This is a genomic window from Curtobacterium phyllosphaerae (assembly GCF_049341865.1).
Classification (GTDB): domain Bacteria; phylum Actinomycetota; class Actinomycetes; order Actinomycetales; family Microbacteriaceae; genus Curtobacterium; species Curtobacterium phyllosphaerae.
In genome coordinates this window covers 326,413-349,813 of sequence record NZ_JBMPIU010000001.1, presented here as the reverse complement: position 1 = coordinate 349,813, position 23,401 = coordinate 326,413, and the positions used below count along the sequence as shown (strand labels likewise).

24 protein-coding genes are annotated in these 23,401 nt (G+C 71.3%); 11 read left to right on the top strand and 13 right to left on the bottom strand.

The annotated features are described in order from the left end of the window. The first annotated feature begins 147 nt into the window (after positions 1 to 147). The gene (locus ACO0E0_RS01640) at positions 148 to 2,526 is read left to right on the top strand and encodes an MDR family MFS transporter (RefSeq protein ID WP_422869660.1); all 2,379 of its coding nucleotides are present in this window, start codon (positions 148 to 150) and stop codon (positions 2,524 to 2,526) included. 275 nt (positions 2,527 to 2,801) lie between these two features. Here ACO0E0_RS01640 and ACO0E0_RS01635 read toward each other — a convergent pair whose 3' ends face one another. Next, on the bottom strand, positions 2,802 to 3,668 hold the full coding sequence (locus tag ACO0E0_RS01635; protein ID WP_422869659.1) for a DNA-methyltransferase: 867 nt from the start codon (positions 3,666 to 3,668) through the stop codon (positions 2,802 to 2,804). Positions 3,669 to 3,945: 277 nt separating this feature from the next. On the opposite strand from ACO0E0_RS01635, the gene ACO0E0_RS01630 reads away from it, so the two are divergent. Then, entirely contained in the window at positions 3,946 to 4,230 is a 285-nt protein-coding gene (locus ACO0E0_RS01630; protein ID WP_422869658.1) for a GNAT family N-acetyltransferase, read from the top strand. Positions 4,231 to 4,252: 22 nt separating this feature from the next. Here the strand turns inward: ACO0E0_RS01630 and ACO0E0_RS01625 are convergent, their stop codons facing one another. The 4 genes from ACO0E0_RS01625 to ACO0E0_RS01610 form a co-directional block, all read right to left on the bottom strand. Next, complete coding sequence (locus tag ACO0E0_RS01625; protein ID WP_422869657.1) at positions 4,253 to 4,582, bottom strand: hypothetical protein; 330 nt, start codon at positions 4,580 to 4,582, stop codon at positions 4,253 to 4,255. Between the two features lie 250 nt (positions 4,583 to 4,832). Next, positions 4,833 to 5,882 (bottom strand): lipoate-protein ligase LplAB, encoded by a 1,050-nt coding sequence (lplAB, locus tag ACO0E0_RS01620; protein ID WP_422869656.1) that lies wholly within the window; start codon positions 5,880 to 5,882, stop codon positions 4,833 to 4,835. Between the two features lie 166 nt (positions 5,883 to 6,048). Beyond that, positions 6,049 to 6,999 (bottom strand): hypothetical protein, encoded by a 951-nt coding sequence (locus ACO0E0_RS01615; RefSeq protein ID WP_422869655.1) that lies wholly within the window; start codon positions 6,997 to 6,999, stop codon positions 6,049 to 6,051. Between the two features lie 227 nt (positions 7,000 to 7,226). Further along, the gene (locus ACO0E0_RS01610) at positions 7,227 to 8,090 is read right to left on the bottom strand and encodes an alpha/beta fold hydrolase (protein WP_422869654.1); all 864 of its coding nucleotides are present in this window, start codon (positions 8,088 to 8,090) and stop codon (positions 7,227 to 7,229) included. A 212-nt stretch (positions 8,091 to 8,302) separates the two neighbouring features. Here ACO0E0_RS01610 and ACO0E0_RS01605 point away from each other — a divergent pair, with 212 nt between their 5' ends. From ACO0E0_RS01605 to ACO0E0_RS01580, 6 genes are all read left to right on the top strand, one after another. Further along, positions 8,303 to 9,478, top strand: coding sequence for an inorganic phosphate transporter (locus tag ACO0E0_RS01605; RefSeq protein WP_422869653.1), 1,176 nt, complete (start codon positions 8,303 to 8,305; stop codon positions 9,476 to 9,478). 2 nt (positions 9,479 to 9,480) lie between these two features. Further along, on the top strand, positions 9,481 to 9,759 hold the full coding sequence (locus tag ACO0E0_RS01600) for a hypothetical protein (protein WP_422869652.1): 279 nt from the start codon (positions 9,481 to 9,483) through the stop codon (positions 9,757 to 9,759). A gap of 88 nt (positions 9,760 to 9,847) precedes the next feature. Continuing rightward, positions 9,848 to 10,312, top strand: a complete 465-nt coding sequence (locus tag ACO0E0_RS01595) for a MarR family winged helix-turn-helix transcriptional regulator (protein ID WP_422869651.1) — start codon at positions 9,848 to 9,850, stop codon at positions 10,310 to 10,312. Then, positions 10,309 to 11,649 carry an MFS transporter gene (locus ACO0E0_RS01590; protein WP_422869650.1) on the top strand — a complete coding sequence of 447 codons (1,341 nt, stop codon included), beginning with the start codon at positions 10,309 to 10,311 and terminating at the stop codon, positions 11,647 to 11,649. Before ACO0E0_RS01595 ends, ACO0E0_RS01590 begins: the two co-directional genes overlap by 4 nt. A gap of 78 nt (positions 11,650 to 11,727) precedes the next feature. Then, entirely contained in the window at positions 11,728 to 12,243 is a 516-nt protein-coding gene (locus ACO0E0_RS01585) for a MarR family winged helix-turn-helix transcriptional regulator (RefSeq protein WP_422869649.1), read from the top strand. A 109-nt stretch (positions 12,244 to 12,352) separates the two neighbouring features. Further along, entirely contained in the window at positions 12,353 to 12,598 is a 246-nt protein-coding gene (locus tag ACO0E0_RS01580) for a hypothetical protein (protein WP_422869648.1), read from the top strand. Between the two features lie 108 nt (positions 12,599 to 12,706). Here ACO0E0_RS01580 and ACO0E0_RS01575 read toward each other — a convergent pair whose 3' ends face one another. From ACO0E0_RS01575 to ACO0E0_RS01550, 6 genes are all read right to left on the bottom strand, one after another. Continuing rightward, positions 12,707 to 13,567 carry an NAD(P)-dependent oxidoreductase gene (locus ACO0E0_RS01575; protein ID WP_422869647.1) on the bottom strand — a complete coding sequence of 287 codons (861 nt, stop codon included), beginning with the start codon at positions 13,565 to 13,567 and terminating at the stop codon, positions 12,707 to 12,709. Between the two features lie 110 nt (positions 13,568 to 13,677). Continuing rightward, positions 13,678 to 14,262 (bottom strand): M23 family metallopeptidase, encoded by a 585-nt coding sequence (locus tag ACO0E0_RS01570; protein WP_422869646.1) that lies wholly within the window; start codon positions 14,260 to 14,262, stop codon positions 13,678 to 13,680. A 287-nt stretch (positions 14,263 to 14,549) separates the two neighbouring features. Next, entirely contained in the window at positions 14,550 to 15,137 is a 588-nt protein-coding gene (locus tag ACO0E0_RS01565; protein WP_422869645.1) for a hypothetical protein, read from the bottom strand. 97 nt (positions 15,138 to 15,234) lie between these two features. Then, positions 15,235 to 15,951, bottom strand: a complete 717-nt coding sequence (locus ACO0E0_RS01560; protein WP_422869644.1) for a lysophospholipid acyltransferase family protein — start codon at positions 15,949 to 15,951, stop codon at positions 15,235 to 15,237. Positions 15,952 to 16,048: 97 nt separating this feature from the next. Then, a complete protein-coding gene (gene recQ, locus ACO0E0_RS01555; protein WP_422869643.1) occupies positions 16,049 to 17,950 on the bottom strand; it encodes a DNA helicase RecQ in 1,902 nt (633 codons plus the stop codon). A 9-nt stretch (positions 17,951 to 17,959) separates the two neighbouring features. Next, a complete protein-coding gene (locus tag ACO0E0_RS01550) occupies positions 17,960 to 19,090 on the bottom strand; it encodes a CPBP family intramembrane glutamic endopeptidase (RefSeq protein ID WP_422869642.1) in 1,131 nt (376 codons plus the stop codon). Positions 19,091 to 19,181: 91 nt separating this feature from the next. Here ACO0E0_RS01550 and ACO0E0_RS01545 point away from each other — a divergent pair, with 91 nt between their 5' ends. Continuing rightward, entirely contained in the window at positions 19,182 to 20,129 is a 948-nt protein-coding gene (locus ACO0E0_RS01545; RefSeq protein WP_422869641.1) for an EamA family transporter, read from the top strand. A 7-nt stretch (positions 20,130 to 20,136) separates the two neighbouring features. Here ACO0E0_RS01545 and ACO0E0_RS01540 read toward each other — a convergent pair whose 3' ends face one another. Next, positions 20,137 to 20,595: a GNAT family acetyltransferase gene (locus tag ACO0E0_RS01540; protein WP_422869640.1), complete on the bottom strand. Its 459-nt coding sequence runs from the start codon at positions 20,593 to 20,595 to the stop codon at positions 20,137 to 20,139. 109 nt (positions 20,596 to 20,704) lie between these two features. Between ACO0E0_RS01540 and ACO0E0_RS01535 the strand changes: the two genes are divergently transcribed. Together ACO0E0_RS01535 and ACO0E0_RS01530 are read left to right on the top strand one after the other, a co-directional pair. Further along, positions 20,705 to 20,836, top strand: coding sequence for a hypothetical protein (locus ACO0E0_RS01535; protein ID WP_422869639.1), 132 nt, complete (start codon positions 20,705 to 20,707; stop codon positions 20,834 to 20,836). 136 nt (positions 20,837 to 20,972) lie between these two features. Then, positions 20,973 to 22,004 carry a ketopantoate reductase family protein gene (locus ACO0E0_RS01530; RefSeq protein WP_422869638.1) on the top strand — a complete coding sequence of 344 codons (1,032 nt, stop codon included), beginning with the start codon at positions 20,973 to 20,975 and terminating at the stop codon, positions 22,002 to 22,004. 13 nt (positions 22,005 to 22,017) lie between these two features. Here ACO0E0_RS01530 and ACO0E0_RS01525 read toward each other — a convergent pair whose 3' ends face one another. Next, complete coding sequence (locus tag ACO0E0_RS01525) at positions 22,018 to 23,400, bottom strand: NAD(P)/FAD-dependent oxidoreductase (RefSeq protein WP_422869637.1); 1,383 nt, start codon at positions 23,398 to 23,400, stop codon at positions 22,018 to 22,020. Position 23,401: the final 1 nt, after the last annotated feature.

The following is a 23,401-nucleotide window of genomic DNA, read 5'->3' as shown; positions in this document are numbered from 1 at the left end:
CGGGGTCGCAACTTGTCACGAGGGTTGCGCGACGTGTAACTTTGCACGCAACGCAAAGTTTTCAGCCACCGTCGGCTGCGGCGGCAGGTTCCCTCACGATCTCATCATGCCGCGCATCACCGGCACCCCAGACGGAGAACCACCCTCATGACACAGACTGCGACACGATCGGTGACCGCTTCGGCGAACCCGACGACGTCCTCGAACGCGGTGATGAGCCACAAGCAGATCCTGCTCGTCATCTACGGCCTGATGGCCGGCATGTTCCTCGGTGCGCTCGACCAGACCATCGTCGGGACGGCGATCCGCACCATCGGTGACGACCTCCACGGTCTGAACCAGCAGGCCTGGGTCACGACCGCGTACCTCATCGCGTCGACCATCATGACGCCGATCTACGGCAAGCTGTCCGACATCTTCGGTCGCCGACCACTGTTCCTGATCGCGATCATCATCTTCATCGGCGGGTCGTTCGCGGCGTCGTTCTCCACGTCGATGATCATGCTCGCCGGGTTCCGCGGTCTGCAGGGCCTCGGCGCCGGTGGTCTGATGTCCCTGCCGCTGGCGATCATGGGCGACATGCTCGCGCCCCGCCAGCGCGCCAAGTACCAGGGGTACTTCCTGGCCGTCTTCGGCATCTCGTCGGTCATCGGTCCGCTCGTCGGCGGCCTGTTCGCCGGCGCGAACCAGATCCTGTTCATCACCGGATGGCGCTGGGTCTTCCTGATCAACGTCCCGATCGGCGTCGCAGCGCTCATCATGGTCGTCACGTTCCTCCACCTGCCGAAGGTCGGCGAGAAGCGCGCGGTCAAGATCGACTACTGGGGCGCAGCGCTCGTCATCATCACGCTCGGCCCGTTGCTGCTCGTCGCCGAGCAGGGTCGTGACTGGGGATGGACCTCGGTGGGCTCGTGGGCCTGCTACCTGATCGGCGCCGTGGGGCTCGTCGCGTTCATCCTCGTGGAGCGCGCGATGAAGGACGACGCGATCATCCCGATGAAGCTGTTCCGCTCGCCGGTGTTCTCGATGTCGACCGTCCTCGGCGTGCTCGTCGGGTTCGGCATGTTCGGCGCGATGCTGACCCTGCCGCTCTACCTGCAGATCGTCAAGGGCCTGAGCCCGACCGAGTCCGGCTTCGCCACGCTCCCGATGGTGCTCGGCCTGATGATCGCCTCGATCGCCTCGGGTCAGATCATCTCGCGCACGGGCAAGTACCGGATCTTCCCGGTCACCGGCACCGCGATCACGTCCATCGGCTTCGTCGTCCTGACCTTCATCACGATCGACAAGCCGCTCTGGTTCCTGCTCCTCGCGATGTTCTTCATCGGCCTCGGGCTCGGGCAGCTCATGCAGACGCTCACCCTCGCGTCGCAGAACTCCGTCGGCCCGCGCGACATCGGTGTGGCCACGAGCGCCTCGACGTTCTTCCGGCAGATCGGTGGCACGCTCGGCACCGCGATCCTGCTGTCCGTCCTCTTCGCGAGCATGCCGACGAACATCTCCACCGCGATGAAGAACAAGGACGACCTCACCGACGGACTCAACGCCGCGCTCACCCCGTCGGTGGCGAACGCCTCCGCGAACGCCGGCATCATGAAGCAGATCTGGACGCCGATCGTCACCCCGATCAAGAAGAACGTCCAGAACGGGCTCGACCAGGCCGTCGCGCAGGCGACCGAGGGCGCTCCGGCGTTGGCCCGCACGCAGGTGCTCGAGGCCGTCGCGAAGAAGGCCAAGGCGTCGGTGAACGGCGACACGGTGTCCGTCGACTACTCGAACGCCACCCAGCGCGAGAACGTCGTGAACGAGGTCGCGCCGACCATCATCAAGGAGCTCGACAAGGGCTCCTCGAAGGCCAGCGCGTCGGCGAGCGACACGACGGACACCTCGTTCCTGAAGGGTGCCGACCCGCGGTTGTCCAAGGCGTTCCTGACCGGCTTCAACCAGTCGGCGGTGGGGATCTACTACGTCGGCCTCGGCGTGCTGCTGCTCGCGTTCATCCTGACGTGGTTCTTCCGCACCCCGCCGCTCCGCAAGACGTCGGCGCTGCAGGAGCAGGCCGATGCCGGTCGCGCCTCGGCGGCGGCTGCATCGGATGCCGACGAGGACCGTCTCGTCGCCGACGCAGGCCGGGCAGCCGCGAACTCGGGGTCGCTCGTCGGACCCGACACCGGCTCGATGCGGGCCGTCGCGCCGACCTCCCCGGACGTCTCCGTGGACACCGGGGAAACCCGTGCCCCGCTGAACGACGCCCCGACGCACGGCGCCCACTCGGCGGCGGCGATGATCGACTCCCCGAGCTCGGTCCAGACCGCCTCGGAGCAGCCGAAGCATGCTGCGCCGGTGCTCGAGGCCGAGCGACCTGCGGGCAGGGCCGACTCGTCGGGCTCCGCCGACGGGTCCGGCTCAACCGGCGGACATGGCTCGTCGGGCGGATCTGGCTCGTCGGGCGGATCTGGCGCGTCGGGCGGATCTGGCTCGTCGTCGACGACAGTCGAGCACCACGGCAGGCACAGCGCCTCCTGAGGCACGACGGCCGACGCCCCTGGGATCCGATCCCGGGGGCGTCGTCCGTTCCGGCCCGGCGGTGTCCAGCCGTCCCGGGCTCCTCCCAGCTGGCCCCGGTCCTCCCCGTCTGCCCCACCGGCCCCGGTCCTCCCCACCGGCCCCGGACCGCCCCACCCGCCCCGGTTGATCGAGAATGCACAGTCTCGGAGTCCGCATTTCCCGGGACCCCGCACCTCTGCATTCTCGGCACCGGCGCGCGGCCGGGAGTCCAGCGTGGGGCAGACCAGCCACCGTCAGACGGCCGGGGGCTCCTCGGAGGCCGCCACCGACTCCAGGCGCTCGAACGATGCCCCGGGCAGTCGACCCCGCATGACCCGGATCGCGTCGGGGTTGTCGTCGACGAGCAGGTACCGCCTCCCGAGCGCTCCCGCGACGGCTCCGGTCGTCCCGCTCCCCGCGAAGAAGTCGAGCACCCAGTCCCCCTCCCGCGAGGACGCCTGCACGATCCGCCGCAGCACGCCCTCCGGCTTCTGGGTCGGGTAACCGGTCTTCTCACGTCCGGTCGGCGAGACGATGGTGTGCCACCAGACGTCCGTCGGCAGCTTGCCCCGCTCCCGCTTCTCCGGTGTCACGAGTCCCGGCGCCATGTAGGGCTCGCGGTCGACAGCGTCAGAATCGAAGTGGTACCGCGCCGGGTCCTTGACGTACACCAGGATCGTGTCGTGTTTCGTCGGCCAACGGGTCCTGGACTTCGCGCCGTAGTCGTAGGCCCAGACGATCTCGTTGAGGAACGAGTCTCGACCGAAGAGTGCGTCGAGCAGGACCTTGGCGTAGTGCGATTCGCGGTAGTCGAGGTGCACGTAGAGGGTGCCGTCGGGAGCGAGGACCCGCCATGCCTCGACGATCCGCGGCTCGAGGAACGACCAGTAGTCCTCGAAGCGGTCGTCGTACCGCATCAGGTCCCCGCGGATCCGCTCGTAGGTCCGGCCTTTGAACCCGAGGACTGAGCCGTTGACGGCCCGGATGGCGGTCGAACTCCGGCGGGTCTGCGCGCGGCCCGTGTTGAACGGAGGGTCGAGGTACACCAGGGTGAACGAACCGTCGTCGAGCGTCGCGAGCACGTCGAGGTTGTCGCCGTGCACGACGCGGTTCGGCGCCACTTGCGGAACGGGGTGCACCCGCTCATTGTGGCGCGCGCATCGGCCTGGAGGCTCGTCCCGCGCCGACCGCGCCCCTCACGGCACGAACATGGCCGGCACCGCCCCTCCCGGCAGACCGCGTCGGGTCCGCAGGAACACCGCCCCGCACTGCCGGACCCAGGCCCCTCCGCACTGCACCGTCCTGCATTGCCGACAGACACCGAGCCTCCCGGCAGACCGCCACCGGCACCCAGCGCGCTCGCAGGAGCAACCTCATGTGCGGGCGTACATTCGCCTCGTGAGCACCGACGTCAGCAACGACACCGACCAGCGCCAGTACTCCCTCGTCGAAGACGGCACCGTCATCGGGTTCGCCGCCTACGAACTCGACGACGCGGAGATCCGGTTCGTCCACACCGAGGTCGACCCCGAGCACCGGGGCGGGGGGCACGCGTCGATGCTCGTGCAGGCCGCGCTCGACGATGTCCGGGCGAACTCCTCGCGCCGGGTCGTACCGCAGTGCTCCTACGTGCAGGCGTGGATCGAACGCCACCCGGACTACCAGGAACTCGTCTCGCGCTGAGCCGGAGGCGTGACCGGAGGAGCTAGTAGCTGCGGTCGTGCGTCCCAATGCGCGCCGGACCCCGGTCCTGGTTCCGCGTCGTCGGCACCCGGATGAGGACCGCTCCGCTCAGCAGGTCGTGGTCAACGTCGGCGGGGGTCGGCGCCGGTGCCGGGAGCGACGTCTGCCGGTCGAACTCGGCCTGGGTCTCCTGGCGCGTCGGCGCGAACACCTCGTCCATCATGGTGATCACACCACCGGAGGACCCGCCGCGATCGGTCTTGTTCGAGAGGTCGACGATCCCCAGACGGTCAAGCACCCACGTCACGACGATCGCAGCGCCCACCACCCCGAGCAGGATCAACCAGTTCACGTCGTCGAGGCTATGTCGCTCACCGCGGATCCGGATCATCCGCGCGGGTGATTCTCACGATGGTCGGATGCTGTTCATCGGTTCGGCGATCACCATGGAAGAGCGGCGGTCGGAGCGCCCCTCTCCGGCCGCCGACCAACGTCCCGCGTCGACGTGCCGCAAGGCGCGCCGGCTGCCTCAATGCACGCCGACCTGCCTCGATGCATGCCGACGTGTCCCGGCATGCTCCGGCGCGGGATGCACTAATCCGTCAGGGAACGCGTTCGAGCCATGCCTCCGTCGCGAACTTTGCCGTGACGAGGTCCTGCGCCTTCTCCCGCTCCGCGGTCGAGATGTGCCCCTCGTGCGCACCGTAGAGCCGAGTGAACGTCGCGATGAGTCGATCGATGATCTCGGCGCGGCTGAGGCCGGTCTGCGATCGGAGCGCGTCGACACGCTTGGCCGCCGACACGGTGCCCTTGTCGCTCATCTTCTCCCGGCCGATCCGGAGGACCTGGACCATCTTCTCGCCGTCCATGTCGTAGCTCATCGTCGCGTGGTGGAGGATCGCACCGGTGCCGAGTCGTTTCTGGGCAGCACCGCCGATCTTGCCCTTGGTCGACGAGATGTCGTTGAGCGGCTGGTAGTAGGCCTCGATCCCGAGTGACTTCAGTGCCTCGATGACCCACTCGTCGAGATAGGCGTAGGAATCCGCGAACGTCATGCCCTGCACGAGGTCGGCGGGCACGTAGAGCGAGTAGCTGATGATCGCGCCGGCCTCCATGAACATCGCTCCGCCGCCGGAGATGCGACGGACGATCTCGACCCCGTGCTTCGCGGCGCCTTCTGGGTCGACCTCGTTCTTGAGGGACTGGAAGCTGCCGATCACGACCGCGGACTGGTCCCACTCCCAGATGCGGAGCGTCGGACCCCGTCGGCCGGCACCGACCTCCTCGGTCAGCACCTGGTCGAGCGCGAGGTGCTCGTTCGGGCTGATCGGGCCCTCATGGACGACCTCCCAGTCGTAGTCCTTCCACGAACTCGCCCGCGCGAGGGAGCGGCGGACTGCGATGCCGACGGACTCGGGCGTGAACCCGAGCAGCTGAGCTCCCTCGGGGAGCGCATGACGGACCGCGGCGGCGATCCCGGCCGCGTCGGTGTCTGCGCGGAGGCCGTTCACCGCGGAGTCGATCAGCGGGAGGGCGTCGTCCGGCTCGAGGAAGAAGTCGCCCGCGAGGTGGAAGTCGGCGATCAGGCCGTCCACCACGTCGAGGTCGACGACGACGAGCTTGCCGCCTGGGACCTTGTACTCACCGTGCACCGCTCCACCCTAGGCCGGTCCGCCGGACCCGGGCCGCCCCTCCAGTCCGCCGTCCCGCCGCCCGCCTGTGCCTCGAGATTGCACGTTCGAGGCGTACGGGACCGGTCCACCCCGAGATCGCGCGTCCTCGGCCACGGACGTCGGCCACGGTTGTTCGCCACGGACGTCAGCCCCGGACGGCCCACAGCCGGCCTCGACGGTGCTCCTCGGCCAGCCGGTGCCCGGACGATCTCGTCGACAGCAGCCACCGCACGCGGGCGATGAACTCCGCCCTGCCCGCGTCGAGGTCCCGCTGTGTGGCCCGGACGACGCGCCAGCCCGCGTCCTCGAAGCGCTCCCGCCGGGCGATGTCCTGCCGGAACACCGCGGTGTCGGTCCGGTGGTGGTCGCCCTCGTACTCGATCGCGAGCAACGCCGACGCCGCCACGAGATCGGGCCGTCCGAGATACCGGCCAGCCATGAACACCCGCACCTTCGGCCCGAACCGCGATCGGATGTGCTCCGGCAGGGCCAGCCGGAGTTCGGTCTCCTTCGGCGACTCGGACCCGCTGACCACCTGGTCGGCCGCAGCGCGCAACCGGGTCACACCACGAGGACTCCCGGTCGCGACGGCGTCCGCGAGGTCGCTCGGCTCGGCCACCGCCATCGAGTCCCCGACGAGGGCGTCCCCGACCACGACGAGTTCGGTCACCGACAGCATGCTGCCGAGCGCCAGCCAGGTGTCGATCGGCGCACTGACCGGGAGGCCACGACGCACCACGATCCGCGTCGCCGTGGCGGTGTGCCCGACGACCCCCCGACGCCGCATCGCGCTGGTCGCACCGATCGACGAGACGTGGACGGCGGGGTCGGAGCGGCAGCGCTCGGGCACCGGCAGCCCGAGCACCCACGCGGCGGTCGTGTGCGAGAAGCACTGGTCGGCGCGCATCACGGGCAGGAGGGACCGGAGTCGGTGATCCCGATCGTCCGAGATCGAGGCCGGGACGCGGACGCCGTGATGCGGTGCGCGGAGGTCCAGGGCGTCGAGCCGCCACGGTCGGACCCCGAGGTCTCGTGCGCGGGCCACACGGAACGGCTCCGCGGCGAGTCGGGGCGGGAGGGGTCGTCGAGTGTTCATCCGGACAGGCTGGACGTTCGCGGGTCGCCGTGGGGAGCGATCCGCTCGAGCTGTGGACGGCGACTGCCTCGGACGCCCCTGGGGAGGACTCGGTGCCCGCCGAGAACGCAGAATCCAGGAGTCCGGGGCCGGTCCCACTCCGGGTTTGCGCATTCTCGGCGGAACCGCCGAACCGCCGAACCGCGGAACCGCCGACCCGCCCCGGAACCGCCGACCCTGGACCGGCCTCAGAACCGGGCGCCGAGCCAGGCCACCAGGTCCCCGACGACCTCGTCCCGGTTGATCTCGTTGTAGACCTCGTGCCGGGCGTCCTCGTACACCCGGACGGTCACGTCCGACAGCCCCCCGCGCCCCCGGTAGGCACGTGCGAGCCGGGACACGGATCGGGGCCCGCCGAGGGGATCGTCGCCACCGACCTGCAGCAGCATCGGGACGTCGTGCGGGATCCCCCGGCGCGGCACCCCGAGCAGCCGCAGCGTGTCGGCGAGCCCGAACAGCCCGATGACGTCGGCCTCCACCGCGAGCGGATCAGCGGCCAACCGCTCGATCGCGGCCCGGTCGCGCGTCAGCCACTCGAACCTCGTCGGTCCGAGCGACGCGTGCCGCTTGTTGAGGTCACCGCCGTTCATGAAACCCGGCACCCGGTACGCAGAGCCGGACAACACCACACCGTCGTAGTCGTCGCTGTGCGTGTTCACGATCCGCTGGGCCATGAGCGAGCCCCACGAGTGTCCGAGCAGCACGAGCGGCACGCCCGGGTCGTCGGACCGCGCGACCGAGGACATCATCCGCACGGCGTCGATCGCCGCTCGGAGCCCACCCGGACCGAGGTGCCCGAGCTGCGAACGATCGTCCGAGAACTGCCGCATCCCGGTCCGCCCGTGCCCGCGGTGGTCGTTCGCGTGCACGGTGTACCCGGCCCGCACGAGGTCCTGCGCGAGCGGCTCGTACCGCAGCCCGTGCTCGCCGACACCGTGCGCGATCTGCACGATCGCCCGCGGCGCCGCGGCGCGCCACGTGGAGTAGACGATCTCGACGCCGTGGGCGTCGACGAACGAAGAGTCGCCTCGGGCGGCGGAGAAGGTCGACACGCGGCCATCCTCGCAGCCCGACCCCGGCCCGGCAATCGCACGGCTCACGCCGGACTGGAGGCCCGTGGTCGCGCGGCACGGGAACGTCGCGATCCGCGCCTCCCGGGCTTGTTCATCCCCCGTTCACCCGGGCGGGCCGACGACCGGCCTAGCGTGGCGCTCGACCGGCCGACCCGCCCGACACGCGGACGCCGGACCCGATCGGAGGCAGCATGAGCGTGTTCGTCATCGTGGCCCTCGTGATCGTCGTCGCTCTGGTCTTCGACTTCACGAACGGGTTCCACGACACCGCCAACGCGATGGCCACGTCCGTCGCGACCGGGGCCCTGAAGCCCCGCACCGCCGTCCTCATCTCGGCCGTCCTCAACCTCGTCGGTGCGTTCCTCTCGACGGAGGTCGCGTCCACGGTGTCGCAGGGCATCATCAAGGAGGGCGGGAGCGGCGTCCAGATCACGCCGACGATGATCTTCGCGGGGCTCGTCGGAGCGGTGCTCTGGAACCTCGCGACCTGGTACTTCGGCCTGCCGTCGAGTTCGACGCACGCGCTGTTCGGCGGGCTCATCGGCGCCGCGATCATCGGGTCCGGGTTCGGGGCGGTGTCCTGGACGACGGTGCTGTCGAAGATCGTGCTCCCGGCGCTGTTCTCCCCGGTCATCGCGGGTGTGATCGCCCTCGTCGCGACGTACCTGGCCTACCGGATGACCCGGAACGCGACGACGCACGGCGCCGCGACGGGGTTCCGGCACGGGCAGACGATCTCGGCGTCGCTGGTGTCCCTGGCGCACGGCACGAACGACGCGCAGAAGACCATGGGCGTCATCACCCTCACGTTGATCGCCGCGGGCTACCAGAAGTCCGGGACGGGTCCCGACCTCTGGGTGATCCTGGCATGCGGCCTCGCGATCGGCCTCGGCACGTACCTCGGCGGCTGGCGCATCATGCAGACCGTCGGCAAGCGGATCTCCGACGTGCAGTCCCCGCAGGGCTTCGCGGCGGAGACGTCGAGCGCCGCCACCATCCTGATCTCGAGCCATCTCGGCTTCGCGCTCAGCACCACGCACGTCACGAGCGGTTCGGTGATCGGCTCGGGACTCGGCAAGAAGCTCGCGGACGTGCACTGGAACGTCGTGAGCCGGATCGTCGTGGCCTGGGTGGTCACCCTGCCGGCCGCGGCGCTCGTCGGCGGGCTCGCGACGTGGATCGCCTCCGGGTCGACCATCGGCCTCGTCGTCGTCGCGGTGCTCGCGCTCGCTGCGGGCCTGACGTTCTGGATGCTGTCCCGCCGGAAGCCGATCACGGGCGCAGACGTCGCGGCGCAGGACGACGAGCGCGAGCCCGTCGCCGCCAGCGCCACCACCGGCACCGCCGCGGCAGGACAGGAGCGCTGACCATGAACGGCTTCACCATCGACTGGGGCGCGATCGCCGAGGTGTTCTTCGTCGGGTTCGTCGCCGCCGTCGGCCTCGTGGTGGTCTACACGCTCGGCCTCCGGCTCCTCGGGCTCGGGCAGCCGGCGGACCCGAACGGGGAGCACACGCAGTACGCCGAGGAGTCCGCCCGCACCGGGAAGACCCCACCGATCGCCCTCGCGGGTGCCGGGCTCTGCTTCGCCGTCGGTGCCGCGGCGGTGTTGTTCGGCATCTGGCTGACCATCCCGCAGTTCCACTGACGCCGGGGATCCGGACATTCCCCGGGTCCCCCGACCTCGTACGACCGCCATGGTGTCGTTCGCCCAACTCATTTGTTAGGCTAACGATATGTCCACCACTGACCAGCGAGCCGGAGCGCGGACAGACCGCGCGCTCCCGCACGCGAGCCTCAGCACCGACCTCCGGATCGCGGTGAACCGCCTCTCCCGGACGCTCCGCAACCAGAAAGCCGACACGTCGGTCACCGACGGGCAGTTCGCCGCCCTCGCGCAGCTGCACCGACGGGGCCCGATGTCGCTCGCCGAGCTCAGCAGCGCCGAGGGCGTGACCCCACCCTCGATGACGAAGACGGTCGCGGTGCTCCTCGACCGCGACCTCGTCGTGAAGACGGACCATGACCTCGACCGGCGCAAGGTACTGCTGAGCGCCACCGCGGCGGGGAGCGCGTTCGTGCTCGAGACCCGACGCCGACGTGACGGCTGGCTCGCGCCGCGCCTGGCCGAGCTGACCCCGTCCGAGCGTCGCACCCTGGCCGAGGCCACCGAGATCATGCGGGGGCTGACCGACCGGTGACCGCCATGTTCAGGTCCCTCTCGGGCCGCAACTACCGCATCTGGTTCGCCGGTGCCCTCGTGTCGAACATCGGGACATGGATGCAGCGGACCGCACAGGACTGGATCGTCCTGACGCAGCTGACCCACGACGACGCCGTCGCGGTCGGCGTGACGATGGCCCTGCAGTTCGGTCCGCAGCTCCTCCTCATGCCGTGGACCGGACTCGTCGCCGACCGGTTCGACCGCCGTCGCATGCTGATGCTCACGCAGACGCTCATGGGCCTGCTCGGCATGGGGCTCGCCATCGTCGTGCTGGTGGGACAGGCGAACCTCTGGAACGTCTACGGGTTCGCGCTCGCGCTCGGCGTCGTCGCCGCGTTCGACGCCCCGGTCCGCCAGTCGTTCGTGTCCGACGTCGTCACCGGCGAGCACGTCTCGAACGCGGTCGCGCTGAACTCCGCCTCGTTCAACGGAGCCCGGCTCATCGGACCCGCCGTCGCCGGCGTCCTGATCACCGTGGTGGGGACCGGATGGGTGTTCTTCATCAACGCGCTGACCTTCGCGGCGGTGCTCATCGCACTCAAGTTCGTCGACCCGGCGCAGCTCGGGCAACGCGTCCGCCCACCCCGTGCCAAGGGACAGATCCGCGACGGCTTCCGGTACGTCCGGGGCCGCCCCGACATCGTCGTGATCCTCTGCATGATCTTCGTCGTCGGCACGTTCGGGGTGAACTTCCCGATCTTCACCTCGACGATGGCGCGGGTGGAGTTCCACCGCGGTGCCGGCGAGTTCGGGCTGTTGAACACGGTCATGGCGATCGGTTCGGTGGCCGGGGCGCTCCTGTCCGCACGCCGGGACAAGCCCCGGATGCGGCTGCTCGTGATCGCGTCCCTCGGGTTCGGTGTCGCCTGCGCCGTCGCCGCCGTGATGCCCACCTACTGGTCGTTCGCGGTCGTGCTGGTCTTCGTCGGGCTGTGCTCGCTCACGTTCATGACCACGGCGAATGCGATGGTGCAGACGACGACCTCGGCAGCGATGCGCGGCCGGGTGATGGCGCTGTACATGGCGATCTTCGCCGGTGGGACGCCCATCGGCGCGCCGATCGTCGGCTGGGTCGCGGACTCGTTCGGGCCGCGCTGGGCACTCGGCGTCGGTGCGGCCTCGGGCTTCGTGGCGCTCGCGATCGCGGTCGTGTGGCTCCTGCGCTGGGAGCACCTGCGGGTCCGGTACGAGCCGGACACCCTGCTCCACCTCGCGATCACGCACGCGATCCCCATCGTCGGCACCCGGCGGGCGCGCGCCGAGATCCGTACCGATCTGACCCGCGACGAGGTGGTCGCGGACCGCACCAGCTGACGGCGTCGTCCTCCAGCGAGACTGGGGCGGTTCGCCGAATTGCTAGACAGCCTAGCGAGATCGTCTACCATGGGATCCATGACATCCGAGGCCGTCACCGCCGTCCCGGGGTACTGGTCCGACCAGGGTGCGCGCGTGACCGGGACCGACGTCCTCGACGCGCTGCGGGCGTTCCGCGCAGCTGAGGCCGAGGCCCGCCTGCGCGCCAGGACGAGCCTCGGGGTCGGCGAGTCGGCCCTCATGGCACTGCGCCTCATCGGCGACGGAGAACGCACCGGCCACCGCGTCGCTCCGAAGGAGCTGGCCGAGCACCTCGGCATCACGGCGGCGTCCACCTCGACCCTCGTCGACCGCCTCGTCCGCGCCGGACACGTCGTACGCCACCCCGACCCGCACGATCGCCGAGGCGTCACCCTGACGACCCGCGGCATCGCGGTCCGTCGTGCCCTGCGCGCGATGCGCGACCTCGAGACACGCACCCTCCGCGCCGCCGCGGCGATGCCCCCGGAGTCCCTCGAGGTGGTCGTGGCCTTCCTGCAGACGATGACGCGGGTCGTCGAGGACGCCGGCGACGCCGTCGCGCCACAGGCCTGACCGATCCGGAGCGGAGGGACACGGCACCTCCGACACGGACGTCCCGTTCGACCCCGGTCCCGTCCGGCACGGTCAGCGACGCCGGAAGGTCCGGAGGTATCGTCGGTGCATGCCGGACGAACCCGCTGAGGACACCGCCGCGTCCGACGCGTCCGACGTCGCCGGGTCGATGCACCCGGAGGACGGCATGCCCTTCGCCGAGCTCGACGCGAGGGCACGGGCCGACGCCGCCATCCGTCGCATCGCCGCGGGGAGCGATCCCGGCCGTGAAGCCTTCGACCTCGCGAACGCGTTCACCGACGAGAGCGTCTCCCGCATCCGCGCCACCATCATCCGGTGGTTCCGACGCGACTGAGCGCGCACCGCGACGGACGGGGACGACCCGCGCGGGGCCACCCGTCCGGTGGTCCGCGGCCGACCGGGGCTCTGTTGGCGCGTCGGGTGCCCGCGCCCCGGCGTCACGTCAGCGTGCGGGTCGGAACGCCGTGACGACCGCCGCGATGTCCTCGTCGCCGTGACCGTCCGCACTCGCGGAGCCGTAGACGGTCGTCAGGGCATCGAGGAGCGTCGTGGACACCCCGACGCCCGAGGCCGCCTCGACCATGAGTCGGATGTCCTTCCGGACCCCGTCGAGTGCGAACTGCGGCTCGAACCGGTCGGCGAGCATCGCGCCACCCTTCATGTGCGCGTACTGCGAGTCCGAAGCGGTGCCGTCGATGGCGCGCAGGAACAGCTCGGGGTCGATGCCGAGCGCCCCGGCCAGTGTCAGCGACTGCGCGGTCGCGGCGGTGATCGACGCGATCCACGCGTTCGCGGCGAGCTTCAGCGCCGTGCCCTGACCGACCTCCTCGCCCGCGACGACGGTCTTGACCCCGATCGCGTCGAGCACGGGGCCGATCGCGTCGACGGTCTCGGCCGGGCCGGCAGCGAGCATCGTGAGTGCACCCTGCTCGGCGGGGCCCTTCGTGCCGAGCATCATCGCCTCGACCAGGGTGATGCCGTACTTGGCGGCGAGCTGTACGACGGTCGCGGTCCCCTCGAGGCCGATCGTGGAGCACTGGACCCAGATCGCCGACTCCGGGGCGTCGCCCGCGGCCTGTTCGAGGACGTCGACCACCGCGTCGGTGTCGAAGAGGGTGAGGAGCACGACCTCGGCGGACTCGACGGCGGTGGCCGGGGTGTCGGCGGGGACGGCACCGTGCGCGCCAAGTGGACGAGCGCGCTCCGTGCTCCGGTTCCAGACGGTGACGTCGTGCCCCTCCCGCAGGAGTGAGCCGGCGACGCCGGTCCCCATCGCACCAGTTCCCAGCACCGTCACGCGCATGCGTCGTCGTCCTCTCATCCGTGTCGAGCGCGCCGCTGCGAGCTCGTCACGGACAACGCTAGCCGCGCGGCTCCGGTCCGGTCACGCGACCCCGCGCGGCACCGGCCAGGTCACTCGACCCCGCGCGCCCGCAGCCACGGGGCGGGGTCGACCTGCCGGCCCTCGACGATCACCTCGAAGTGCAGGTGGGAGCCCGTGGAGATCCCCGTGCTGCCGACCGCACCGATCCGCGACCCCGCGCGCACCCGCTCGCCGACAGCGACGTCGATCGTCGACATGTGGCCGTAGCGCGTCTCGAGGCCGCTCGTGTGGCGGACCAGGACCGCATTGCCGTACCCACCGGCCGGTCCGGCGGACACGACGACGCCGTCGAGCACCGACCGGATCGCGGTGCCGGTCGGTGCGGCGAAGTCGGTCCCCTGGTGGTCGGTCGAGCATGCGCCGCAGCCGACGACGATGCGCGTGCCGAAGTTGCCCTGGTCCGGGACGGCGCCGTCGACGGGACGCACCACGGCTCGGCGCTCCACGGGCACCGCGATCCCGAAGGCGCCGCGGTCGGGCGCGGCAGGACCGGGCGCGGACGACGTGAACGACTGGGTCGCCACGGTGGTTCGCCGGGTGGCATCGGGACCGACGTCCGGGACCGGGGCTGCGAGGGCGGCCTGCGGCGATGCCGTGCCGACGACGAGGCACACGGTGACGACCGCCGTGGTCAGCGCTCGGCCACGACTGGAGGACGCGGGCAGACCGCGGGTGCCCGGGACACGACGGACGTGGAGAGCCGAACCCGACCGGGTCGGGGCGAGCCCCGGACGACGACGACGTGGACGGTGCCGTCGGGGACGGGGTCGTCGTTCCGCCGCGAGGGCTCGGCGACGCTCCGAACCGGCGCGTCCGGAGGTTCTCAGGTCGCGTCCGCTCCTCCCCGGGGCGCGGTCGGGTGCCGCGTGGCGATTCGACATGCGGCTGCTCCGCGTCGGTGTCAGGACCGGCGGATGGCGCGGGCGTCGTCGATGCGGTCGAGTTCGTCCGCGATCGTGTCGACGACGAGTTGCGTCAGTCGATCGCCGAGCGCGTCGACGACGGCCCGGCGACGATGGACACCGAGGAGCTCGGCGTCGATGCAGCGGACGACTCGGCGGATCACGGCGTCACCGGCGGCGGCGACGACGACCCGGTCGGCACTCGAGAGCATGAGGGGCTCGGTCGAGGTGGACACGGACCCGGGTGCCGGGGGCTGGGCCACGGCTTGCGTGCTGGCGGCACCTGCGGAGCCTGGGGCACCTGCGAAGCGCGCGGAGTCCGCCTCGCCCGCGTCGAAGGCCCGCGCATCCGGGCACCGCACCACGGCGGGGATGGCGTCGATCTCGGCGACGAGTGCCGCGGAGAGCGCGAGTGACCTCGGCGCGGCGGCGGTTTGGACTGCTGCCGCGAGCAGGGCTGGCCGGGACGGGCGAGCTGGTGCGTCCAGCGCCTTCGGTGCGGGCCGGTACCCGGACGGGACGATCGGGGGGACGACGGAGCGGTCGGAGCGGCGGGCGATGGCGTCGAACAACGGTGTGGTGGTCATGGACGGTCCTTCGGATGTCGGATTGCGAGCGTCGTGTGCTCGGATCGATCCTATCCCAACTGATATTCCACACGCAAGCAGAACATGTTCCAGATCGTCAGGCGCGTTCCTCGTGCGGCAGCAGCCGCTTCACCCGCTCCACGATCGACGTCGCCGGCGGGTTGTTGTACGTCCCGGCGAGTTCCTGCCCGCTCATCGCGCGGATCGCCGCCATCACCGCGTCCGTCGCGTGCCGTCGTGCCCGACCGGACGACGCCTCCCCGAACGAGGACAGGTCCATCGGTCGGCCGAACTCGATCCGGACGCGGGCGAGCCTCGGGAACCGGGCACCGACCGGCTGCACGTCCTGGGTGCCCGTGACCGCGACCGGGACCACCGGTGCCCCACTCGTCAGCGCGAGCCACGCGACACCGGTCTTGCCCTTGTACAGCCGGCCGTCGAGGGACCGCGTGCCCTCCGGGTAGACCGCGAACGCGCCGTCGCGCCGGAGCAGGTCGAGGCCGAGGTCCAGGGCCTGCTGGGCCGCAGCCCCGGCGCCGCGTTCGACGCCGATCGCACCGATGCCGCCGAAGAACGCCCGCGATACGGCACCCCGCAGGCCGGTACCGGTGAAGTAGTCGTTCTTCGCGAGGAACGACACCTGGCGCGGTGCCACCAGCGTGATCGCGGGGCTGTCGATGAACGAGAGGTGGTTGCTCGCCAAGATCACCGGACCATGTGTCGGGACGTTGCGTCGCCCGATGACTTCCGGTCGCCAAACCACCCGGCCGAGCGGGCTGATCACGGCCCGCCCGAGGAACGTCGTCGTGGTCATCCGTGCCTGCCTCCGTGCGCCGCGTCGCGGGCTGGTCGACGGGTGTTCCGAGTGTACGACGCGGCCGACGACCACATGCCGGCATGGGCATACGGGGTCAGGTCGCGGCGACCACCTCGAGCACTGCGGCGCCGTACGCCTCGAGCTTGGCCGCACCGACACCGCTGACCTCGGACAGCTCGTCGAGGGAGGACGGCCGTGTCGCGGCGATCCCCCGGAGGGTCGCATCACTGAACACGACGTACGCGGGGACGCTCTGCTCCTTGGCCTGCGCGCTCCGCCAGACGCGGAGCGACTCGAACACCGGGAGCGCTCCGGCCGGGATGTCCACCTGCGCCGCCGCTCGACGGGTCGCGCGGGCTGGTCGGTCGGTGCGGAGCGGTTCGCGGCGCATGCGGACCGTGGTCCGACCGCTCAGGACGTCGGGGCTCGTCGGGCTGAGGACGAGCGTGCCGTAGCCGTCGCCGGACACGTTCGCGAAGCCCTGGGCGAGCACCTGCCGAACGACCCCGCGCCACTCGTTCTCGCTCAGGTCGGCGCCGATCCCGAACGTGGTCAGGGAGTCGTGCCCGAGCTCCTGCACACGCGGCGACCGCTTGCCGACGAGGATGTCGACGAGGTGTCCTGCGCCGTACCGCTGCCCGCGCTCACGGTCGAGTCGCACGATGGTGGAGAGCAGTTTCTGGGCGGGGACGGTGCCGTCCCAGGACTCCGGCGGCGCGATGCACGTGTCGCAGTTCCCGCACGCCGGCGGATCCTGCTCGCCCGGAGGCGCGGTCCTGCCGGCGGTCGCGTTCCCGCCGGTGTACGGCTGCCCGAAGTACGCGAGGAGTCGGACCCGTCGGCACTCGACGGTCTCGCAGAGCGCCAGCATGGCGTCGAGGTGTGCGCTCAGCTGGCGACGGTGGGCGGCGTCGCCCTCGGACTGGTCGATCAGCCGGCGCTGCTGCACGACGTCGTTCAGGCCGTACGCCAACCACGCGGTCGACGGCAGACCGTCGCGGCCCGCCCGTCCGGTCTCCTGGTAGTAGCCCTCCACCGACTTCGGCAGGTCGAGGTGGGCGACGAACCGGACGTCGGGCTTGTCGATCCCCATGCCGAACGCGATCGTCGCGACCATCACGATGCCGTCCTCGCGCAGGAACCGGGACTGGTTGCGGGCCCGGACGGCGGCGTCGAGTCCCGCGTGGTACGGGAGCGCGGCGATGCCCTGGTCGACGAGCGCAGCGGCGGTCCGCTCGACCGAGTTGCGGGACAGGCAGTAGACGATCCCCGCGTCGCCGGCGTGCTCGGTCCGGATGAACTTGAGGAGCTGCTGCAGCGCGGCGGCCTTCGGCTCGATCCGGTACTGGATGTTCGGTCGGTCGAAGTCCGCCACGAAGTGCGCGGCGTCGTCGAGCCCGAGTCGCATGGCGATCTCGCGGTGGGTCTGCGGTGTCGCGGTGGCGGTGAGGGCGATGCGCGGGATGCTCGGCCAACGCTCGTGCAGGATGCTCAGCTCGAGGTAGTCCGGGCGGAAGTCGTGGCCCCACTGTGCGACGCAATGGGCTTCGTCGATCGCGAAGAGACTGATCCGGGCCCGGTCGAGCAACGAGCGCGTGGACTCGAGCCGCAGTCGCTCCGGGGCGAGGTAGAGCATGTCGACGTCCCCCGCGACGACGGCCTGTTCGACGCGGCGTCGTTCGTCGGGCCCCTGCGTGGAGTTGAGGAACTCGGCACGGACCCCGTTCGCGGCGAGCGCGTCGACCTGGTCCTGCATGAGGGCGATGAGCGGCGAGACGACGACGCCGATGCCGCTCCGGACGAGCGCCGGGATCTGGTAGCAGAGGGACTTGCCGCCACCGGTCGGCATGAGCACGAGGGCGTCACCACCACCGACGACCTGGTCGATGATCGCGGCCTGCTGCCCACGGAAGGCGTCGTACCCGAAGACCCGGTGCAGGACCTCGAGCGCGGAGGCTCCGCCGGGCTCGGTGGTCGGAGGAACCGGAGAGCTCATGCACCGAGCCTACGGGCGACCGCCGACCGCGTCGTCCGCCCGAGCACCGCTGTGGACCGTCCGCGCGGGTCCGGCGTCCTGCAGGGGTCCGGCGTCGTGGCGGGGAGCACCGGCGGCCTCGGGCGCGCCGTCCCAGCCGTCCGCGGGGGTCTCGCCGGTCGCCGATCCGGCCCACGGCGGGACGGGTCCGACGAACCGCGGCGCCTCGGTCCCGGGGCGACGACGCTCGAGCTTCGTCCACCGCGCCATGCCCTCGATCATCAGCCAGTAGAGGGCGAGCGTGCCGACGGTCACGAGGACGCCCTGCCACGTGCTGTCGCTCGACGAACGGTCGACCCGCGACCACCCGGGTGCCTGCAGGACGAAGATCACCGTGTTGTTCAGGGCGTGGGCGAGGATGCCCGCCTCGAGCCCGCCGGTGCGCCAGACGATGAGCGCTGCGATGAGCCCGAAGGAGCCGACGTCGAGGATGCCCCAGATGTCGTACCCGTTCGGCAGGTGCAGGAGCGCGAAGACGATCGTCGAGACGCCGATGCCGACCCACGGGGTGCGTGTCCACGAGCCGATGGCCTGCATGACGAACCCGCGGAATATGTACTCCTCGGCCGCGGCCTGGAACGGCACGAGCACGATGACCATCACGAGCATGACGACGAGCGTCTGCATGGTGACGGTCGACTGCCCGATCGCCGCGTGGTTCCAGTGCAGTCCGCCGTCGAACGCGAAGTACCCGAACGACTGGATCCCGACCGTGACGACCGCCAGGACGAGGAGCGGCAGCAGGCAGGCGGCCAGCCAGCGCCAGCGGATCCGGAGCCGGATCGAGGACAACTGCCCGAACGGGCCGAGCCGCGCCAGCTTCACCGCCCACATGATCGCCGGCAGCAGCAGCACGAGGGAGGCGAGCGTCAGACCGATCACGACCGGGTCGGTCGACGTGAGCGCGTCCTTCTGCAACGTCGTGGAGAACTTCCGCAGCCCCTCGATGCCCGACGTCGCGACGATCGGCGCGAAGAACCCGACCGACACGAGCACCTGCGACACGAGGTACAGCCCGAGGAAGATCGCGATCGCGACGAGCGGGCGCCACCATCGCCAGCGCGGATGGACCCGGAAGAGGCGATGGTAGGGAACGCTCACGGTCGGAGCGTACCGGGGTGCGGGCGGGAGCACCTGAACCAGTTCGGGGGCGGTCCCCGAGCCGGAGCGCCGACTCCGGCAGGATGGTGCCATGCTCACGGTCGTCCTCGGACTCTCCGGCGCGCTCGTCTACGGGTTCGCCGACTTCCTCGGCGGCCTCGCCTCGCGCCGGATCCGACCGGTCGTCGTCACGGCGCTGGCCGCCGTCGTCGGCATCGTGCCGCTCCTCGTCGGCCTCGCGGTGGTGCCGAGTGCGTTCTCCCGGTCGGCCCTGACGTGGGGCCTCGTCGGTGGCGCGTGCGGAGCGGTCGGCGTCCTGCTGCTCTACGCCGCGCTCGCGATCGGACCGATGAGCGTGCTCTCGCCCCTCACCGCCGTGTTCTCCGCGATCGTGCCGGTGGTCGTCGGTCTCGCGCGGGGCATCCCGCTCTCGGCGCTCGGCATCGTCGCGGTGGCGGTGGCGGTGCTCGCGGTCGTGCTCGTCGCGGCGGTCCGGGACACCTCCGGGGCGCGACTGACCGCGCGCGGGATCGTCAGCGCCGTCGCCGCCGGGTCCGCGTTCGGCGGACTGGTCCTCGCGTTCAACGAGACGCCGGCGTCCTCCGGCGTGGCACCGCTCGTGGTCGCGCGCGTCCTGCAGGCGGTGCTGATGGGCGGCGCGGCGATCGCCACCGGGGTGGTCGCGGGACGCCTCCGGCGGTCGGGAGGCGCGGCAGACCCCGCGATGCCGGGTGCCGTTCCGGGGTCTGCCGTGCCTCCAGTCCGTGTGCGGGATGACCGCCGGAGGTGGGCGCCGCTCCTCGTGGCGTCGATCGCCCTCTGCGGGATCTGCGACGCCGGCGCCAACGTGTTCATCCAGGCCGGGCTGCACTCGAGCACCGACCCGTCGACCCTGCCGACGATGAGCGTCCTCAATGCGCTCTACCCGATCGGGACCGTCGTGCTCGCCGGGGTCGTGCTCCGGGAGCGCCTGACGCGGGTGCAGCTCGCCGGGATCGTCCTGGCCGTCGCGGCGTCGGTCGGGCTCGCGCTGTCGTGATCCGAGGTCAGGCCGGACGGTCGACGCCATCGGAGATGAGCCGCTTGCCCATCGACACCGTCCGGTCGTCGGCGTACCCGAGGGTCTCGTAGAACGCGATCACCGCCTCGTTGCCCGCACGCACCTGGAGGTTCAGCTTCGGGCAGCCCCGTTCGGTGAGGAGCCGCTCGAACTCGGCCATGAAGCGGCGGCCGAGGCCCGAACGCTGCAGCGACGGCGACACGGCGAGGTAGTTCACCCAGCCGCGGTGCCCGTCGAAGCCGGCCATGCCCGCGCCGATGATGCGCTCCGGGGCATCGGACGGCGTGGCCACGAGGAACAGGTCCGGCTGCACGGTGAGCTTGCGCGCGATGTCACGGCGCGGGTCGTTCCAGGGTCGGACGAGACCGCACTCGGTCCAGAGGGCGACGACGGACTCGGTGTCGTCGGGCTCGAAGGTGCGGAGGGCGATGTCGGCGTGGTCCATCGTCCAACGCTAGCCGGAGACCGCGCCGCGGACTGCTCGTCCCGGTGCGCCGGGAATGGCCGGGCCTTGGGCGGCGTCGTACTCCTCACCACATCTGGAGGAGCAACCCATGAGCCACGATCTCGACCGGGCATCCGCGACCATCGACGAGCAGGACTGCTGGCCGGCGCAGCGAGCCCTGCGCGACGAGCCGACGCCCCACTTCGGTCGGTACCTCGACCTCATCAACGCGCGGGACTGACCACCGTCGGGCTCAGCGGCCGCCTCGGCGTGGGGCCTCCCCCGGTCACTTGATGCCGCCGTGTGCGAACCCCCGCACGAAGAACCGCTGGAACACCAGGAACACCAGGAACACCAGGAACACGATGAGGATCGGCATGCGGTACGTGGTCATCGGAGCAGGATCCATCGGCGGAGCCATCGCGGCCCGGCTCACGCTGCGGGGTCCGCAGGCGCCGCTCGTCGTCGCCAGGGGTGACCGCGCGGACGTCCTCCGGACCCGTGGCCTGCGCCTCCGGACGCCCGACGAGGACACCACCGTGCCACTGACCGTCGTGACCGCTCCCGAGGAGGCGGGCCTCCGTCCGGACGACGTGCTCCTCCTCGCGACGAAGACCCACCAGGCGGACGAGGCCCTCCGCGAGTGGTCTGACGCGCCGGTCCGCGACGGGTCCGGAACGGTCGTCGGGAACGCCGGGGACCTCCTGCCGGTGTTCACGGCGCTCAACGGGGTCGAGGCGGAGCGGATCGCCCTGCGCTACTTCGCCCGGGTGTTCGGCGTGACGGTGTGGATGCCGGCGGTGTCGCTCGAGCCCGGAGAGGTGGTGGTCCGGATCGGGCCGACGATCGGCATCCTGACGATCGGGCCGGTCCCCGCGGCGTCCCCCGGGTCGGTCGGGGACGACCTGCTGCTCCGCACGCTGCGCGACGACTTCGGGACGGCGGGCATCGACGTGTACCTCGAGGACGACGTCATGCCGTGGAAGTACTTCAAGCTGCTGTCGAACCTGGCGAACGGGCTCCAGGCGCTCCTCGGACCCGACGCGTCGTTCCGGGACCTGTCCGCAGCGCTCCGGGACGAGGCGGTCACGGTGTACCGGGCGGCCGGCATCGTGTGGACCTCGGAGGAGGACGAGCGGGCGCGCCGCGGGGACATGTTCGACAGCCGGCCCGTGCCGGGTGTCGGGCACGAGCTCGGCGGGTCGTCGTGGCAGTCGATGGCGCGCGGATCCGGGTCGATCGAGACGGACTACCTCAACGGCGAGATCGTGCGGATCGCCCGGGCGGCAGGGGTCGCCGCGCCGCGGAACGCCCTCGTCCAGCGGCTCGCCAGGGTCGCTGCCCGGGACCACGTGGCGCCGGGGACCCTGACCGTGGCGGAGCTCCGGGCGCAGTTCGGCGCGCTGTGACCGAGCCGGCGGATCAGTGGCCGGTCAGCGGGCCCAGCAGCCGCGCGGCCACGGACCGGCGGCCGGTGAGCGACTCCTCGCGGTCGGCGATCCCCGTCGCGACGAGTCCGGCGTTCGCCCCGAGGAACCGCAGCGGCTCGGGCTCCCACTCCGGCGACCGGTGGTGCACCCACGGCAGCCCGGTCAGCGGCGAGGAGACCCCGAGCACGAGGTCCGCGAGCGTCCGCCCGGCGAGGTTCGTCGTCGACAGCCCGTCACCCACGTAGCCGCCGGCACGTCCGACCGAGCCGTCCCACGTCACCGAGGCGCACCAGTCACGCGGCACGCCGAGCGGCCCGCCCCACGTGTGCGTCACCGGGACGTCGCCGATCTGCGGGAACATCTCGCCGAGGGTCTGCCGCAGGTGCGCGAACACCTGCGGGACGCGGTCGTACGCGGGGTCGATCGTGGAACCCCAGTGGTACCGGGCACCACGGCCACCGAACGCGAAGCGGTCGTCGGCCGTCCGCTGCCCGTAGACGAGCAGGTGCCGGTAGTCCGAGAACGTCTGCCCGTGCTCGAGTCCGATGCGGTCCCAGACCTCGGACGGCAACGGTGCGGTGGCGATCATCAGCGAGTACAGCGGGAGCACGCTCCGGCGGATCTGCGGCAGCTGCGATCCGTACCCCTCGACCGCGATCACCACCGCGCCCGCGGTGACCACGCCGTTCGTGGTGACCACGCGCGCACCGGACCCCGCAGACGCCTCCGCCCAGGACGAGGCGGGCGTGCGTTCCGCGATCACGACGCCCCGTGCCTCCAGGACGGTCGCGAGTCCGCGAGCCAGCGCGGCGGGCTGGACCCGTGCGCAGTCCGGGTCGACCGCGACCCCGACGCTCCCGGCGGCGTCCCCGTCCCGCGCGGGGCGGTACGAGATGCGGTCGCCGTACCGGGCGGCCCCGTCGGCGTCCGCGCGCGCGGCGCGGTCCTGCACCGCGCTCCGTGCGTAGAGCACGGTGCCGCCCTTGACGAAGTCGCAGTCGATGCCCTCGACAGCGACGACGCGACCCACCTCGTCGACCGTGTCGCGCATCGCAGCGCGCATCGCTGACGCGGCCGGGAGGCCCGCCATGCGTTCCAGCGCCGCTCCCGACCGAGGGAACAGGGCGGAGCACCAGCCGCCGTTCCGCCCCGAGGCGCCGAAGCCGGCGATCTCCTGCTCGACGATGACGATCCGCAGGGACGGGTCGCGTTCCGTCAGGGCGTAGGCAGTCCAGAGCCCGGTGAGTCCCGCTCCGACGATGCAGACGTCGGCGGTGGTGTCGCCGTCGAGGGGCGGCCTCGGGGTCAGGTCGTCGCGGCCGGCCGTCACGAGGGCGTCGAACCAGAAGGAGAGGTCCCGGTAGGGCCTCGCCACG

Excerpts from the sequence above, each read along its gene's own strand:
- ACO0E0_RS01530 (WP_422869638.1), top strand. The coding sequence starts at position 20,973 with ATGCGGTACGTGGTCATCGGAGCAGGATCCATCGGCGGAGCCATCGCG.
- ACO0E0_RS01640 (WP_422869660.1), top strand. The coding sequence starts at position 148 with ATGACACAGACTGCGACACGATCGGTGACCGCTTCGGCGAACCCGACG.
- ACO0E0_RS01585 (WP_422869649.1), top strand. The coding sequence starts at position 11,728 with ATGACATCCGAGGCCGTCACCGCCGTCCCGGGGTACTGGTCCGACCAG.
- ACO0E0_RS01545 (WP_422869641.1), top strand. The coding sequence starts at position 19,182 with ATGCTCACGGTCGTCCTCGGACTCTCCGGCGCGCTCGTCTACGGGTTC.
- ACO0E0_RS01580 (WP_422869648.1), top strand. The coding sequence starts at position 12,353 with ATGCCGGACGAACCCGCTGAGGACACCGCCGCGTCCGACGCGTCCGAC.
- recQ (WP_422869643.1), bottom strand. The coding sequence starts at position 17,950 with ATGAGCTCTCCGGTTCCTCCGACCACCGAGCCCGGCGGAGCCTCCGCG.
- ACO0E0_RS01535 (WP_422869639.1), top strand. The coding sequence starts at position 20,705 with ATGAGCCACGATCTCGACCGGGCATCCGCGACCATCGACGAGCAGGAC.
- ACO0E0_RS01605 (WP_422869653.1), top strand. The coding sequence starts at position 8,303 with ATGAGCGTGTTCGTCATCGTGGCCCTCGTGATCGTCGTCGCTCTGGTC.
- ACO0E0_RS01560 (WP_422869644.1), bottom strand. The coding sequence starts at position 15,951 with ATGACCACGACGACGTTCCTCGGGCGGGCCGTGATCAGCCCGCTCGGC.
- ACO0E0_RS01600 (WP_422869652.1), top strand. The coding sequence starts at position 9,481 with ATGAACGGCTTCACCATCGACTGGGGCGCGATCGCCGAGGTGTTCTTC.
- ACO0E0_RS01575 (WP_422869647.1), bottom strand. The coding sequence starts at position 13,567 with ATGCGCGTGACGGTGCTGGGAACTGGTGCGATGGGGACCGGCGTCGCC.
- ACO0E0_RS01595 (WP_422869651.1), top strand. The coding sequence starts at position 9,848 with ATGTCCACCACTGACCAGCGAGCCGGAGCGCGGACAGACCGCGCGCTC.
- ACO0E0_RS01615 (WP_422869655.1), bottom strand. The coding sequence starts at position 6,999 with ATGAACACTCGACGACCCCTCCCGCCCCGACTCGCCGCGGAGCCGTTC.
- ACO0E0_RS01565 (WP_422869645.1), bottom strand. The coding sequence starts at position 15,137 with ATGACCACCACACCGTTGTTCGACGCCATCGCCCGCCGCTCCGACCGC.
- ACO0E0_RS01540 (WP_422869640.1), bottom strand. The coding sequence starts at position 20,595 with ATGGACCACGCCGACATCGCCCTCCGCACCTTCGAGCCCGACGACACC.